This window comes from Cognatishimia sp. SS12, assembly GCF_028369055.1.
In the GTDB taxonomy this organism is placed as follows: Bacteria; Pseudomonadota; Alphaproteobacteria; order Rhodobacterales; family Rhodobacteraceae; genus Cognatishimia.
In genome coordinates this window covers 109487-125267 of record NZ_JAQNCZ010000002.1, presented here as the reverse complement: position 1 = coordinate 125267, position 15781 = coordinate 109487, and the positions used below count along the sequence as shown (strand labels likewise).

Here is a 15781-nt window from a genome sequence, read left to right as displayed (position 1 = left end):
CGTTACTTCTACGTTTCATTGTTTTCAATAGTTAAAACTTGGTCTCAATATTTGGAACCTAAATGGGGAGGAAAACCATGTTCCTTAAATCGAAGTCTGTTTTGGCGTCACTTGCTGCGACAGTTGCCCTTACTACGGGCGCGTGGGCTGAAAGCCACGCTAAACTGTCTGGCGATCTCGTCATTTTCTCGGATATGTCCAACCCGGCACCCCGTGCCGTTATGGAGGGCATGGTTGAGCGGTTTGGGGAAATGCACCCCGACCTGAACATCGAACTGACAGTGATTGATCGCGAAGCTTACAAGACGCAGATTCGCAACTTCCTGACAGCCAATGCGCCAGACGTTGCAAACTGGTACGCGGCAAACCGCATGAAGCCATATGTTGACGCGGGCCTGTTCGAAGACATCTCTGATGTTTGGACCGACCCAACGCTGGCAGATCTGGCATCCACCAAAGGTGCGATGACTTTGGATGGCAAACAGTGGGGCGTGCCCTACACCTATTATCAGTGGGGTGTTTACTATCGCAAAGACATCTACGAAGAGCTGGGCCTGAACGAACCAGCAAACTTCGAAGAAATGAAGTCTAACTGTCAGGCAATCTTGGATTCGGGCCGCAAATGTTATGCGCTGGGCTCTAAGAACTATTGGACGACAGGTGGTTGGTTTGACTATCTGAACATGCGTACCAACGGCTATGACTATCACGCAAAGCTGACCGGCGGCGAAATTCCATGGACCGACGAAGGCGTGGCAAAGACCTTTGCAAACTGGCGCGAACTGCTCGATATGGGCGCATTCATCGACAACCACACCGCCTATAGCTGGCAAGAATCTTTGCCGTTCTTCGTTTCAGGCGATGCGGTCGAAATTCTGAAGGGTAACTTCGCGGTGGCACCGCTCCGTGATGCAGGTCTGGATGACAGCAAGCTGGACTTCTATCAGTTCCCAGCGATCAACCCAGATGTGGAGCTGGCGGAAGACGCGCCAACCGATACTTTCCACATTCCTTCGGGCGCTCAGAACAAAGAAGCGGCAAAAGAATTCTTGAAATTCGTCGTTTCTGCCGACAACCAGACCCTCATCAACAATGGGGACAACCTGGGTCAGCTGCCTGTGAACGCGAAATCTTCTGTGGATGACGACAAGTTCCTGAAAGAAGGCTTTGTCATGCTGTCGCAAAACAGCCCAGGCGGTGTTGCGCAGTTCTTTGACCGTGATGCACCTGCTGAAATGGCGAAGGTCGCCATGGAAGGGTTCCAGGAATTCATGGTGAAACCTGACAACCTCGATAAGATCCTGGATCGTTTGGATCGCGCCGCAAAGCGCATCTACAAGTAATCCATCTTGGAAAGGCGCAGCACAGCCGTGCTGCGCCTTTTTCTCTGAAAATTCGCGCCGTCATCAGGCCCACACCAGACTTTCCGGCCTCAGATTTACGAGACGCGAATCCCCTTTATATCGGAGATCGACATGTCTTTATCCACTGAGACCCCGACGCAATCGTCGTGGTACAAGCGGAATGAGATCGCCGTAACGCCTTGGCTCTTTCTAATTCCTGGCGTCGCGTTCTTTCTGCTTTACGTAATTTATCCCATTTTCTCTTCTGTCAGCGTCTCTTTCTATGATTGGGACGGGCTTGGCGAGGCGACCTGGGTTGGCCTTGGCAACTATGAAGAATTGTATTGGGATGATGCGTTTTACGTTTCTTTGCGCAACAACCTGATCTGGCTGGTCCTGTATCTCTTGGCCATTCCGGCTGGCTTGCTGATTGCGCTTTTCCTCAACCAAAAAGTGACGGGCATCCGACTTTACAAAGCGCTGTTCTTTTTCCCATTCGTTATTTCGCAGGTTGTCGTTGGGCTGGTGTTCACCTGGTTTTATGATCCGAGTTTCGGCTTGCTCAACCAGTTCCTCGGCCTCTTCGGGATCGACCCGGTGAATGTTCTTGGCGATGAACGCTATGTGACCTACGGCATTATCGCTGCGGGCCTTTGGCCGCAGACGGCCTATTGCATGATCCTGTATCTGACGGGTCTGAACGCGGTTGATCCAGAACAGATCGAAGCGGCGCGGCTTGACGGTGCAAAGGGGTGGCGCATGCTTTGGCACATCATCGTGCCGCAGCTGAAGCCGGCGACCTTTATTGCCTTTGTTGTGACCATCATCGGTGCGTTGCGGTCCTTTGACCTGATTTCGATCATGACCAATGGCGGTCCATTCGGCGAAAGCCGCGTGCTGTCGTTCTACATGTTCGAAGTGGCGCTGTCTGAATATGGTTTCCGTATGGGCTATGGCGCGGCGATCGCCGTTGTCCTTTTCATCATCATGCTCTTCTTCATCGCGTACTTCCTGTACTCGATGTACCAAGACGACAAAGGGGGCCGTTGATATGTTTCCGACACCCATCGATAAAACCTCCCGCAGCTGGCAGCTGACCTATCAAGCGCTGCTGCCGATCGCCCTGGTGCTGTGGCTGCTGCCATTGCTTGCAGTGGCGGTCTTTTCCATCAAGCCGGATGCAGATTTCACCACGGGTAACTACTGGGGTCTGCCGACGTCTTTTGAGCTGCTGGAAAACTATGGCAAGGTCTTCTTTGCCTCGGACATGCCGCGCTACATGTTGAACTCGGTCCTGATCACGGTGCCCACCATGGTCGGCTGTGTGGTCCTGTCGTCCATGACGGGATTTGCGCTTGGGATCTATAAGTTCAAATCGAACCTCTGGATCTTTTTCATGTTCGTGGCCGGCAACTTTGTGCCGTTTCAGATCCTCATGGTGCCCGTGCGGGACATTACGTTGGATATGGGGCTGTATAATACCATTCCAGGTCTTGTACTTTTCCACATCGCGTTCCAAACCGGCTTCTGTACGCTGTTCATGCGCAACTTCATTCGGGCGCTGCCTTTCGATCTGATCGAGGTGGCGCGTGTGGAAGGTGTCGCAGAATGGCGGATCTTCTGGTATGTGGTTCTCCCGCTCATGAAACCCGCGCTTGCGGCCATGGCGGTGTTGATCTTTACCTTCATCTGGAACGATTTCTTTTGGGCAATCGTGCTGACGCAGGGGGCTGAAAGCCAGCCCGTCACCGCAGGGATCACGAGCTTTAATGCTCAGTATCGTGCGGCGTATCACCTGATGAGTGCGGGGTCCATTGTCGCCGCTTTGCCTCCGGTTGCTATGTTCTTCCTGATGCAAAAGCACTTTATCGCAGGCCTCACCTTAGGAGCCGTTAAATGATTCGATGCTGGCGTCTTGATGACTCGCGTCAAACGCTCGTTCTTGGGTCCCAAAATGACCACCTCGCTGAGGTGGTCTATTGGGGCCCAAGGCTTTCTGATTCCGAAAATCTAACCACCCTGTACCAAGCCCAAGTGCTGGATGTGACAGGGGGGATGCTGGACCAAAATCCAGAGCTTTCCATATGTCCGGAGGCAACGCGCACGTTCCCCGGGCAGCCGGGTATGAGTATCCGGGGCGCAGACGGTTCGCCGCTGCTGCCAAAATTCTGTTTCCAAGAGGCCAAGGAAGAGGACAACGCCCTGACGTTGACCTTTGTCGACAAATCCCTGTCGCTGACCTACGCAGCCTCGTTCACCATTGATGCGTTCACGCATGTAATCGAGGCGCAGGCCTCGGTTCAGAGCGAAAAGCCCGTGCACCTTCACTGGTTGTCTGCGCCCGTATTCCCGGGCCCGCAGTTTTCTGACGAGATGATTGATTTCGCCGGCCGCTGGTGTGGTGAATTCCAGATGAATCGCACGCCTTGGTCTGCCGGTATGCGGTATCGTGAAAATCGCACGGGGCGCACCGGGCATGAACATTTCCCCGGCCTGATCGTGCCCTGCCGTGGCGCAACCAATGCCAGTGGGCATGCCTATGCCTTCCACTACGGCTGGTCCGGTGGCCATCGCATGGCGGCCGAAGAATTGCCAGATGGGCGTCGCCAGATTCAATTTGGCCATGCAACCCGTGTTGAGATGACGGCACAAAAAAGCTTCAGCACCGCGAAGCTTTACGCGATGTTCTCTGACGATGGAATCAACGGTTGCGCCGTGGCATTCCAGCGCCATCTGCGCGATCGCGTTGTGGATTGGCCCGGCGGCGAGATGAAGCGCCCGGTGCATTACAATTGCTGGGAAGCGGTCTATTTCAACCACAACCTGCCAGAGCTGAAAGATATCGCGGACCGCGCGGCCAAGCTTGGGGCGGAGCGTTTTGTGCTCGATGATGGCTGGTTTGGCAACCGGGATGACGACACGCAGGCGCTTTCAGATTGGGAAGTCGACCCGCGCAAATACCCGGATGGGCTAAAGCCGCTGATCGACCATGTGCAAAGCCTCGGCATGGGGTTTGGTATCTGGTTTGAGCCGGAAATGATCAACGAGAATTCCAACATTCACCGCGCGCACCCGGAATGGGCGCTGGGCGGCGAAGATCAGATCCTGGGTCGTCAGCAAAAGGCGCTGAACATGGCGCTGCCTGAAGTGCGCGATTTCCTGTTTGAACGTATTGGGGCCATTCTGCGCGATCACGAGATCGAATATATCAAATGGGATCACAACCGCGTCCTGCCGATGCCGGATGCAGCGCAGACCCGGGGCTCTTATGCGCTGATCGACCGTCTGCGCGCCGCGTTCCCGCATGTCGAGGTCGAGAGCTGTGCCTCAGGCGGTGGCCGCATCGACTTTGGCATTCTCAGCCGCACGCACCGTGTCTGGCTGTCGGACTCCAACGATGCGCTTGAGCGTCTGCGCATGCAGCACAATGCGGCGATTTTCTTGCCGATGGCTGTGACCGGCTCGCATGTGGGTCCGCGTGAATGTCATACCTCTGGCCGCGTGTTTGATATTCGCTATCGGGCTTGGGTCGCGGCACAGCGTCATATGGGGTTTGAAATGGACCCGCGTGAGTTGACGGAAGATGAGATCCAGGTTCTGACGGATGTCACGCAATGGTGGAAAGACAACCGGGACTGGACGTTGCGCGCCGACATCCTGCGACTGGACAGCCCAGACCCGGCGGTGATTGCCGAACAGCAGCTGGCCGAAGGCGGCGGGCGCTTTGTCGTGTTCGCCGGGAAGGCGGATACCTCGGCGCAGATTGCGCCCCGTCCGCTGCGTCTGACCCGGCTGACACCAGACGCGACCTATCGCATTGAGCTATTGAACCGGGCGGATGCACCTGAGCTGTCCCGTGGGACACCGCTGTTGAAGTCCGAGGCACTGGAAATCAGCGGGGCCTATCTGATGAACCACGGACTGACCCTGCCGTGGAGCTTCCCCGGAACTATGTGGGTGATCGAAGGAACTCGGCTATGACCAAGGAAAGACGCAATCGCAATTGGTATGGCATGATGGACAAAGATGGCTTCATCCGGCGCAGCTGGATGAAGAACCAGGGCTTTCCAGATCATGCGTTTGACGGTCGCCCGGTCATCGGAATTTGTAACACCTGGTCCGAACTGACGCCCTGCAACTCTGGCCTGCGCGAGTTGGCCGAGGGGGTCAAACGGGGCGTCTGGGAAGCTGGCGGGTTTCCGGTTGAATTTCCGGTGATGTCGCTGGGCGAAACACAGATGAAACCCACGGCCATGTTGTTCCGCAATCTGCTGGCGATGGATGTCGAGGAATCGATCCGCGCCTATGGCATGGATGGTGTTGTTCTGTTGGGTGGGTGTGACAAGACCACGCCGGGCCAACTCATGGGCGCGGCCTCGGTGGATCTGCCGACCATCGTTGTGTCCTCCGGCCCGATGCTGAACGGCAAGTGGAAGGGGCGCGATCTTGGCTCGGGCACCGACGTACGCAAATTTGCGACCGCGGTGAAAGCGGGTGAAATGACGCTGAAAGATTTCATGGCAACCGAATCCGGTATGAGCCGCTCCAAAGGGGTCTGCATGACCATGGGCACCGCCTCAACCATGTCATCTCTCTCCGAAGCGATGGGGCTATCCTTGCCGATGAACGGCTCTTTGCCGGCGGTCGATGCGCGGCGCATGGCGCTGGCGCATATGACCGGCAAACGCATCGTTGAGATGGTGGATGAGGACCTGAAACTGTCTGATGTTCTCACCAAGGCAAATTTTGAAAACGCCATTGTCGCCAATGCCGCGCTGGGTGGCTCGACCAATGCGGTGGTGCATCTGCTGGCGCTGGCGGGCCGTGTGGGCATCGACCTGACCATGGAAGACTTCGAGATCGGTGGAGAGATCCCGCTGCTGGTCAACTGCATGCCGTCCGGCAAATACCTGATGGAAGATTTCTGCTATGCGGGGGGCGTGCCTGTGGTGCTCAAGGAAGTGAGCCACAAACTGCGCGCGGCCAATACCGTAATGGGCAAAGATATCTCGCATTATTACGCCGAGGCCGAGTGTTACAATCGTGATGTGATCTTCAGCTATGATGAACCGCGCAAGCCAGCCGCGGGCCTGCGTGTGTTGCGCGGCAACATTGCCCCCAATGGGGCGATTGTGAAGCCATCGGCGGCCAGCGATCATTTGCTGGAACACGAGGGCGAGGCCTATGTGTTTGAAACCATCGAAGAGCTGAAAGCCAATATCGACCGCGATGATTTGCCGGTGACGAAGGATAGTATTCTGGTGCTGAAACACTGCGGCCCCAAAGGCTATCCGGGCATGCCCGAGGTCGGCGACATGCCAATCCCGGCCAAACTGGCCAAAGAGGGCGTGCGCGATATCGTGCGCGTATCTGATGCGCGCATGTCGGGCACCGCGTTTGGGACGGTCATTTTGCACGTCGCCCCCGAAGCGACGGCAGGCGGGCCGATTGCCTTGGTGCAGACCGGCGACCGCATCAAAATCTCGGCTTCGACCGGGGTTCTGGAATTGCTGGTCTCTGAAGAAGAGCTTGAAAAACGGCGTGCAGCCTGGGTTGCGCCGGAACCGTATTACACCCGTGGATACGCCAAAATGTACGTCGATCACGTATTGCAGGCGGATAAAGGGGCCGATCTGGACTTTTTGGTGGGGAAAGACACCCGCCCAGTGACGAGGGAGAGCCACTGATGTCGATCAATGCAACATTTCATGACCTGAAGGGCAAATCTGTCTTCATCACCGGCGGCGGGGCTGGCATCGGTGCCTTCCTGACCGAGGGCTTTTTGGAGCAGGGGGCCAATGTCGCCTTTGTACAGCGCTCAGACAGCACCGCGTTTTGCGATGAGATGGAACAGAAACACGGCAATCGTCCGTTGTTCATCAAATGCGATATCACCGATATCCCGGCGCTTAAGGCCGCCATTCAGCAGGCCTCTGCGGCGCATGGCCCTGTGACCGCGCTGATCAACAACGCAGCCAACGACAAACGCCACAGCACCGACGAGGTGACAGAAGAGTTCTGGGACTGGTCTCAGGCGATCAATCTCAAGGCTTATTTCTTTGCCTGCCAAGAGGTTGTGGCGGGAATGAAAGCCGCTGGTAGCGGTACCATTGTGAATTTCACATCCATATCGTATATGATGGGCAACGCGGGCTATCCGGCCTATACAACTGCCAACTCGGGCCTCAATGGCATGACCCGAAGCCTGGCGCGCGAATTTGGTCCGGACAAGATCCGTGTCAACGCATTGGCACCGGGCTGGGTCCTTACGGACAAGCAGAAAGAGCTTTGGGTTACGCCCGAGGCGCTCGACGAACATCTTGGCCGCCAGTGTCTCAAAGATACTTTGGGGCCCGAAGATATCGTCGGCGCGACGCTTTTCCTGGCGTCGGACGCAAGCAAGATGATGACTGGTCAGGCCCTCGTTGTGGATGGCGGAGTAGTGGTTACAGGATGACCAAAACAATTCAAGACAGCGTTGCGCTGGTGGCCGTGGACTGGGGAACCAGCAATCTGCGGCTTTCTTTGCTGGATGAGGCGGGCCAGGTTCTGGCCGAACGCGGATCCGACCGGGGCATGGGGTCGCTCGACCCGTCCGAGTTTGAGGGCGCGCTGCTTGAATTGATTGATCAGGATCTGCCAACTGGCAAAGTCACACCGGTGATTTGCTGCGGCATGGTAGGCGCTGCGCAGGGCTGGAAAGAAGCCACCTATCAAACCGTGCCTTGCGCCCCGCCGGATGGCAAAGGGGCCACGCGCGTTTCCGCACAGGATGCGCGCATTTCGGTTTGGATTCTGCCGGGGCTGAAACAACAAAGCCCGGCTGACGTCATGCGCGGCGAAGAAACCCAGATCGCTGGTTTTCTGGCCGACAACCCGGATTTTGATGGCGTCTTGTGCCTGCCCGGCACCCATACCAAATGGGCCCGCATCTCTGCGGGCGAGGTTGTCAGCTTTCAGACCTATATGACCGGAGAGGTCTTTGCGCTGCTGTCCAAACAATCGGTGCTGCGCCACACGGTGAACGGCGACGAATGGGATGCAGATGAATTTGCAAGCGCTTTGGCGGACACCATGAGCAGGCCGCAAGGCGTGGCCAGCAAATTGTTTGGCCTGCGGGCCGAGGCACTGGTTGCGGGCATGTCCGCTTCAACGGGCAAGGCCCGGTTGTCCGGCTATCTTGTTGGCCTTGAGCTGGCCGGCGCGCGCCCCTACTGGCTGGGCATGCCCGTCGCTTTGATTGGTGCCCCGGCGCTGTGCAAGCTCTATCAGGCTGGCTTGGCGACGCAGGGCTGCGAGGCAACGCTGCATTCCGTGACTGAAATGACCCTGAATGGCCTGAAAGCGGCCTATTCTGACGTAAAGGATATGAACACATGAGCCGAGAAGTAATTGCGATCCTGCGTGGTGTGAAACCCGATGAAGTGGTCGGAATCTGCGCGGAAATCCTCGAGGCGGGCATCGACCGCATCGAAGTGCCGCTGAACTCGCCGCAACCTTTGGACAGCATTGCTGCCATTGCAAAAGAATTCGGTTCAAACGCATTGATCGGTGCGGGCACCGTGCTGACGCCAGACGATGTTCAGCGTGTCAAAGATGCGGGCGGCGAGCTGATCGTATCGCCTGATGCCTGCGTGCCCGTGATCGAAAAAACCAAAGCCCTGGGCATGCAATCTTTTCCCGGTGTGATCACCCCAACCGAAGCTTTCGCTGCCCTGCGCGCGGGGGCCGATGGGCTCAAGATTTTCCCGGGTGATTTGCTAGGCATCGCGGGTTTGAAAGCCATGCGCGCTGTGCTGCCACCTGAAGTCGGCGTTTATGCCGTTGGCGGTGCTGGCCCGGACAATTTTGCAAAATGGATCGAAGCAGGAGCCAACGGCTTTGGCATCGGCAGCGGCATCTACAAGGCTGGCATGTCGGCATCCGAAGTGCGCGCCAAGGCTGACGCGATTGTCGCGGCCTACGACAAGGTCACAGCCTAATGGCCCCCAGGGTATTTGACGCGCGGCCATGTGCCCTTGGCGAAGGGCCTTTGTGGCACCCGCTGCGCCGTCAGATGTTCTGGTTTGATATCCTGGGCAAAAAGCTTTTGACCCAGGAGCAAGGCAGTGAGCGAGAGTGGGCTTTTGACGAACATGTCTCCGCCGCCGGTTGGGTGGATGCGGATACATTGATCATCGCGTCTGAAACTGGCCTTTACCGGTTTGATCTGACCAGCGGTGCAAAGGATCTCTTGGTTTCGCTGGAAGCGGACAATGCAGTCACGCGGTCAAATGATGGCCGCGCTGATCCGCAAGGTGGCTTTTGGATCGGCACCATGGGGTTTAACGCAGAACCCGGCGCAGGGGCGATCTATCGCTTTTATCGCGGTGAGCTGCGTCAGGTTTTGGGTGATATCACCATCTCAAACTCGATCTGCTTTTCGCCCGAAGGCGATCTGGCTTATTACTGCGATACGGCTACCAAAAAAATCATGAAAGTGTCCTTGGACGCGGCGGGCTGGCCCAATGCGGACCCTGCCGTATTTGTTGATCTGACCGAAGACGGTTTGAACCCGGATGGGTCGGTCGTGGATGCGGCGGGCAACCTTTGGAATGCGCAATGGGGCGTTCACCGCGTCGCGTGTTACAACCCCGAGGGCATCTTTCTGACGGCGGTGGAATTTGACGCCGAACAGATCAGTTGCCCGGCCTTTGGCGGTGACACTCTCAATGAGCTTTATGCCACCTCAGCAGCGATTGGGCTGACGGGGGACGCAGAAGGCAAAACATTTGTGATCGAACTGCCTGACGCAACGGGGCAGGCCGAACATCAGGTCATCTTGTGAGCTAATCCATGAAACGAACCCTAGGGACGTGTTATTACCCTGAGCACTGGTCAACAGAGCTTTGGGCCAAGGACGCTGAGCGTATGGTAGAGGCGGGCCTGACTTGGGTCCGCATCGGTGAATTTGCATGGTCGCGGCTGGAACCGACACCTGGGGATCTGCACCTTGAGTGGCTCGATCAGGCGATTGAGGTCCTTGGCCAGGCGGGCCTGAAGGTGGTGCTGGGCACGCCAACGGCGACGCCCCCGCGGTGGATGATCGACAAATACCCCGACATGCTGGCCCATGACGCCGAGGGGCGTGCGCGCAAATTCGGCTCCCGCCGCCATTATTGCTTTAGCCACGCAGGCTACCGCCGCGAATGCGCCCGCATCGTCGAGATTTTGGCCAGGCGCTACGGCAAGAACCCGCATGTGGCGGCCTGGCAGACCGATAATGAATATGGCTGTCATGACACCACGATTTCTTACAGCGAGGCCGCGCGGCGCGCGTTCCAGGAATGGTGTCAGGCGCGCTATGGCGATATCGCCGCGCTTAATGCGGCCTGGGGCAATATCTTCTGGTCGATGGACTATAATGATTTTGCACAGATCGAGCTGCCCAATCTGACGGTGACAGAGCCGAACCCGGCGCATGTCTTGGCGTTCCGTCGCTTCTCTTCTGATCAGGTTGTCAGTTTCAACCGTCTGCAGGCCGAGATTATTCGGGCGCACTCCGCTGCGCCAACGGCCCATAACTACATGGGCCGGATCACCGATTTCGACCACTTTAAGGTGGGCGATGATCTTGAGATCGCCAGCTGGGACAGCTACCCCATGGGCTTTCTGGAGGATCGCGTTGGCGCAGAACCTGCGCATCAGAAGGCCTATGCGCGTCAGGGCGACCCGGATTTTCAGGCGCTGCACCACGATCTTTATCGTGCTGTGGGGCGCGGGCGCTGGTGGGTGATGGAGCAGCAGCCCGGCCCAGTCAACTGGGCCCCCTATAATCCCGCCCCGCTCCCGGGCATGGTGCGCCTCTGGTCCTGGGAGGCCTTTGCCCATGGCGCTGAAGCGGTGTGTTACTTCCGCTGGCGGCAGGCCCCGATGGCGCAGGAACAGCTGCATGCGGGGCTCTTGCGCCCTGACAGCGTGGATGCGCAGGCCATGGACGAAGTGCGCGCTGTGCGCGATGAAATTGCGCAGGCGCCGGATGTGGCCCCGCATCAGGCGCGGGTTGCGCTGATCTTTGATTATGACGCTGATGCGGCCTGGGCCGTGCAACCGCATGGCGCTGGGCTGAGCTACTTTGGTCTGGTGTTTGACGTTTACAAAGCGCTGCGCGCCATGGGGCAGTCCATCGACATCCTACGCCCAGAAACGCGCGATTTCTCGGGCTATGATCTGATCCATGCGCCGGGTCTTATGCATATGGATGCCGCGTTGAAAGCCGCGCTTATTGCGGCGCAGGGGCATGTTGTGTTTGGCCCGCGCAGCGGAGCGCGCGATGCGGATATGACCATCCCGGTGCCGTTGCCGCCAGCGATTGCTGGGCTGGATGTCACGGTAGATCGGCTGGAATCCCTGCGCCCGGATTCGCCCATCGCGCTGGAAGGTGGCGGGGCTTTCACAGGCTATCGCGAACTGCTGCAGGGGGGCGCGGATGTGGTGCTGCGCACGGCTGATGGTGAACCTGCGGTGATGCGCAGCGGCCAGCTGAGTTATGTGGCCGGCTGGGCGGATGTCGCCGGCTGGCGCGCGATCCTAACGCCGCTGTGCCAAGAGGCAGGGCTGACGGTGCTGGATCTGCCGGGCGGGCTGCGCCTGCGCGACACGGCGTCTGAGCGGTTCTGGTTCAACTATGGTGCCGCGCCGATCAACTATGAAGGCCGCCAGTTTGCGCCCGCCTCGGTGCTGCGCGAAACCCGCAAAGATTAGACCCAAGACTGCGCCCCTCGCGGGCGCATTTTTTTGGTGCCGCAACGAAAAAGCCCCGCCGAAATGGCGGGGCTTTCGTTTTACGTATCGGGGACCAATCTTAGGCTTTCTTTTTGCCTTTGATCGGGGCCCAGATCCGTTTGTTGGTCAGATAAAGCAGCACGGTGGTGATCAGCAGGATCAGCACGCCGACAAAGCCAGCCTGCTTGCGCGCCATCATCTTTGGCTCTGCAGTCCACATCAGGAAGGCCGCAATATCTTCGGCTTGATGATGCAGGCTGTTGTCGTGACCATCGTCAAATTCGACCAGACCGTCTTCCAGTGGTGGGGCCATGGAAATCCAGCCACCTGGGAACGCGGTGTTCTCATAGAAGGTGGTGCCAGCGGACTCCATGGTTTTGCCGGTGTAGCCCGTCAACAAGGACACGATGTACTCTGGGCCACCGATGCCTTTGAAGAACTGGTTGATGCCGGTGCCTTGCGGGCCGTGGAAGCCAGAGCGTGCCTTGGCCATCAGAGACAGGTCAGGCGCGTTTTCCAGGTTGGAGCCAGGGAAGAAATCCGCTGGCTTGGCTGGGCGCGTGTCGTCGATTTCGGCGTCGAAGGTTTCAAAGTTCTCCGCTGCATAGGCGCGTACCTGTGCTTCGGTGAAATGTGGGCCACCTTCGTCTGACAGGGTGCGCAGTGGCACATAGCGCAGACCGTGACAGGCGGCACAAACCTCGGTGTAGACTTTCAGACCGCGCTGCAGCTGGTTCTGGTCAAATTTGCCGAACGGACCCTCAAAGGAGAAATCCGTGTCGTGCACATGACCAGCGCCACCAGCGGCGACTGCGGCACCTGCCGAAAGGGACAGGGCGGCAACTGCGGAGATCGCAATTTTCTTAAGCATGTTCCTGTATCCTCTTATTCGGCTGGTTTGCCGTAGTGGGCATTAAAGTCGTCTTCGATTGTCGCGGGGGCCTCGGTTGGCTTCTCAATCACACCCAGCAGCGGCAGGATGACGAGGAAGTAAGCAAACCAATAGGTCGCGCCGATCAGCGAGATGGTGGAGTAAGGCGGCTCTGCTGGCATCGCACCGGCCCACATCAGGACCAGGAAGTCGAGCACCAGCAGGCGGTACCACCATTTGAACATCGGGCGGAAACGGCCCGAGCGTACACTAGACGTGTCCAGCCATGGGGTCAGCGCCATAACTGCGATCGCGCCGAACATCGCCAGAACCCCAAAGAACTTCGCGTCGATGATGCCGCCGGTGATCCAGCTTGCGAACATCACAACCCAAACGTCGCCGGTAAAGGCCCGCAGGATGGCGTAGAACGGCAGGAAGTACCATTCAGGCACGATGTGTGCCGGTGTCGCCAGCGGGTTGGCTTCGATGTAGTTGTCCGGGTGGCCCAGGTAGTTTGGCATAAAGCCAACGATGGTAAAGAACACAACCAGCACCACGCCCAGCGCGAACAGGTCTTTGATCACGAAATAGGGCCAGAACGGCAGCGTGTCTTTTTCGGCCTCTTCTTTGGAGCCGCGACGCACTTCAACACCAGTTGGGTTGTTGTTGCCAGTGTGGTGGAAGGCCCAGATGTGAACAATCACAAGGCCGGCAATCACAAACGGCAGCAGATAGTGCAGCGAGAAGAAGCGGTTCAGCGTTGCGTTATCAACCGCAGGCCCACCCAGCAGGAAGGTCTGCAGCGACTCGCCGATGAACGGGATCGCGCCAAACAGGCCGGTGATAACGGTCGCACCCCAGAAGGACATCTGACCCCAAGGCAGAACATAGCCCATGAAGCCGGTCGCCATCATCAGAAGGTAGATGATCATCCCGATGATCCAGGTGATTTCACGTGGTGCCTTGTAGGAACCGTAGAAAAGACCGCGGAACATGTGGATGTAAACGGCAAGGAAGAACAGAGATGCGCCGTTTGCGTGCAGATACCGCAGCATATGGCCGCCGTTCACGTCACGCATGATGTGTTCAACCGAGGCAAAGGCCATGTCAACATGCGGCGTGTAATGCATCACCAGAACGATGCCGGTAACGATTTGAAGTGCCAGGCAGAAAGCCAGCACAATGCCCCAGATCCACCACCAGTTCAGGTTTTTCGGAGTTGGGATCATCAGAGTGTCATAGAGAAGGCCAACAACCGGAAGACGGTGGTGGACCCATTTCTCAATGCCAGACTTTGGCTCGTAGTGATCGTGTGGAATACCAGACATGATCGCGTTCCTTATCCAAGCACCAGTTCGCTGCCCTCGAAACGAGCGACAGGAACAGGAAGGTTTTCAGGTGCCGGACCTTTGCGGATACGGCCGGATGTGTCGTAATGCGAGCCGTGGCACGGGCAGAACCAGCCGCCGAACTCGCCAGCGCCGTCACCCAGTGGGACGCAGCCCAGATGGGTACAGACGCCCATCATCACCAGCCATTCGCCGGATTCGTCCATGGCGCGGTTTTCGTCGGCGGCGTCAGCGGCGCCAACGTTGGCGTTGCGGGCTTCGCCGTCGATCAGATCACCGAGGTCAACATTGCGGGCCGCCTCGATCTCTTCCGGGGTACGGCGGCGGATGAAAACCGGTTTGCCGAGCCATTTGACGGTGAGTTGAGTGCCAGGCGCAATGCCGGCTGTATCAACACGGATCGAGGCCAGAGCCTTAACGTCCGCGGAGGGGTTCATCTGATTGACCAGCGGCCAAACAGCGGCGCCTGCGGTCACTGCACCTGCGCCAGCGGTGGCGTAATAGAGGAAATCCCTCCGGGTGCCTTCGTGATCTTCTGCGTGGGACACGAGGTTTACTCCAATTTTTTGGGCCGGACTGGCCTATACCGGTTCGGGCCGCGCAATGCGCAGCCTCTCCGGATCGCTTATTAGCGAAGCGAAAACACTGCGTCCAGCGCACATTCACAAGATCAGGTGGAAAGCGTTGATCTGTCGCGCTTGCGACCTATGTAAAGGCGATGTATTGGCGCATATGACGCGCGTATTTGGTATTTATGAGGTTCGCGATGCGGCAATTTGGCTTTCACACACTCACAGCGCTTGTGATTCTGGCGACTCCGGCGGCGGCTGAAATGGAAATCAGCCTGTATCTTGGCAGCCAATCGCTGCCACACAGCAATTTTTCCGGCGATATTGCGGGCACCCCGGTGAACCGCACCATGAAACTGGAAGGGCGCAGCTTTGAGCTGCCGCCGTATTACGGTGCGCGCGCCGTCTACTGGCGCGAAAGTGGCTGGGGTTATGGCCTGGAGCTGACCCATGCCAAAGGCTATGCCTCGGATGCTGACCGGGCCGCGCTCGGCGTGGATCGGTTTGAATTCAGCGATGGGCACAACATCATCACCGCCAACTTGCACCGCCGCTGGGACGATCTGTGGTGGAATGGCCGCCTGACGCCTTACGTTCTGGGCGGGGTCGGCGTGGCCTTGCCGCATGTCGATATCGAGCCGACCGGCGGTGCCCATACCTATGGCTATCAGCTCACTGGCGCAGCCATGCGGGTAGGGGCAGGCGTTTCGATTGACCTGACCGACCGTATCAGCGCGTTTGGGGAATATCAGTTCACCTATTCGCAAAACACCGTTGACCTGAATGGCGGCGGCACAATCAATGCCGACCTCAAGACCAACGCCATCAACCTTGGCGTCAGCTACCGCTTCTGAGGTCACATCGCTTTCACGACAAACCCCCGCC

Annotated in this window: 14 protein-coding genes; 11 read left to right on the top strand and 3 right to left on the bottom strand. The window is 57.8% G+C overall.

Going from position 1 to position 15781, the window contains the following annotated elements:
• Window positions 1-77 precede the first annotated feature (77 nt).
• From N6L24_RS05180 to N6L24_RS05135, 10 genes are all read left to right on the top strand, one after another.
• Window positions 78-1343, top strand: coding sequence for an ABC transporter substrate-binding protein (locus N6L24_RS05180; RefSeq protein ID WP_271843598.1), 1266 nt, complete (start codon window positions 78-80; stop codon window positions 1341-1343).
• Between the two features lie 132 nt (window positions 1344-1475).
• The gene (locus tag N6L24_RS05175; protein WP_271843597.1) at window positions 1476-2393 is read left to right on the top strand and encodes a carbohydrate ABC transporter permease; all 918 of its coding nucleotides are present in this window, start codon (window positions 1476-1478) and stop codon (window positions 2391-2393) included.
• A 1-nt stretch (window position 2394) separates the two neighbouring features.
• Window positions 2395-3243: a carbohydrate ABC transporter permease gene (locus tag N6L24_RS05170; protein ID WP_271843596.1), complete on the top strand. Its 849-nt coding sequence runs from the start codon at window positions 2395-2397 to the stop codon at window positions 3241-3243.
• The gene (locus tag N6L24_RS05165; protein WP_271843595.1) at window positions 3240-5324 is read left to right on the top strand and encodes an alpha-galactosidase; all 2085 of its coding nucleotides are present in this window, start codon (window positions 3240-3242) and stop codon (window positions 5322-5324) included. Before N6L24_RS05170 ends, N6L24_RS05165 begins: the two co-directional genes overlap by 4 nt.
• Window positions 5321-7030 (top strand): IlvD/Edd family dehydratase, encoded by a 1710-nt coding sequence (locus tag N6L24_RS05160; RefSeq protein WP_271843594.1) that lies wholly within the window; start codon window positions 5321-5323, stop codon window positions 7028-7030. The genes N6L24_RS05165 and N6L24_RS05160 overlap by 4 nt, the downstream gene beginning before the upstream one ends.
• Complete coding sequence (locus N6L24_RS05155) at window positions 7030-7800, top strand: SDR family NAD(P)-dependent oxidoreductase (protein ID WP_271843593.1); 771 nt, start codon at window positions 7030-7032, stop codon at window positions 7798-7800. Before N6L24_RS05160 ends, N6L24_RS05155 begins: the two co-directional genes overlap by 1 nt.
• Window positions 7797-8723: a 2-dehydro-3-deoxygalactonokinase gene (locus N6L24_RS05150; protein WP_271843592.1), complete on the top strand. Its 927-nt coding sequence runs from the start codon at window positions 7797-7799 to the stop codon at window positions 8721-8723. The genes N6L24_RS05155 and N6L24_RS05150 overlap by 4 nt, the downstream gene beginning before the upstream one ends.
• Window positions 8720-9325, top strand: a complete 606-nt coding sequence (locus N6L24_RS05145; protein ID WP_271843591.1) for a 2-dehydro-3-deoxy-6-phosphogalactonate aldolase — start codon at window positions 8720-8722, stop codon at window positions 9323-9325. The genes N6L24_RS05150 and N6L24_RS05145 overlap by 4 nt, the downstream gene beginning before the upstream one ends.
• Window positions 9325-10170, top strand: coding sequence for an SMP-30/gluconolactonase/LRE family protein (locus N6L24_RS05140; protein WP_271843590.1), 846 nt, complete (start codon window positions 9325-9327; stop codon window positions 10168-10170). Before N6L24_RS05145 ends, N6L24_RS05140 begins: the two co-directional genes overlap by 1 nt.
• A gap of 8 nt (window positions 10171-10178) precedes the next feature.
• A complete protein-coding gene (locus N6L24_RS05135; RefSeq protein WP_271843589.1) occupies window positions 10179-12086 on the top strand; it encodes a beta-galactosidase in 1908 nt (635 codons plus the stop codon).
• A gap of 100 nt (window positions 12087-12186) precedes the next feature.
• Here the strand turns inward: N6L24_RS05135 and N6L24_RS05130 are convergent, their stop codons facing one another.
• Genes N6L24_RS05130 through petA form a run of 3 tightly spaced genes read right to left on the bottom strand, consistent with a single transcriptional unit; the run spans window position 12187 to window position 14875 of the window.
• Window positions 12187-12978, bottom strand: coding sequence for a cytochrome c1 (locus N6L24_RS05130; protein ID WP_271843588.1), 792 nt, complete (start codon window positions 12976-12978; stop codon window positions 12187-12189).
• A 14-nt stretch (window positions 12979-12992) separates the two neighbouring features.
• Window positions 12993-14306 carry a cytochrome b gene (gene petB / locus N6L24_RS05125; protein WP_271843587.1) on the bottom strand — a complete coding sequence of 438 codons (1314 nt, stop codon included), beginning with the start codon at window positions 14304-14306 and terminating at the stop codon, window positions 12993-12995.
• An 11-nt stretch (window positions 14307-14317) separates the two neighbouring features.
• A complete protein-coding gene (gene petA, locus N6L24_RS05120; protein WP_271843586.1) occupies window positions 14318-14875 on the bottom strand; it encodes a ubiquinol-cytochrome c reductase iron-sulfur subunit in 558 nt (185 codons plus the stop codon).
• Window positions 14876-15093: 218 nt separating this feature from the next.
• On the opposite strand from petA, the gene N6L24_RS05115 reads away from it, so the two are divergent.
• Window positions 15094-15750 (top strand): outer membrane protein, encoded by a 657-nt coding sequence (locus tag N6L24_RS05115; RefSeq protein WP_271843585.1) that lies wholly within the window; start codon window positions 15094-15096, stop codon window positions 15748-15750.
• The last annotated feature ends 31 nt before the right edge of the window (window positions 15751-15781 follow it).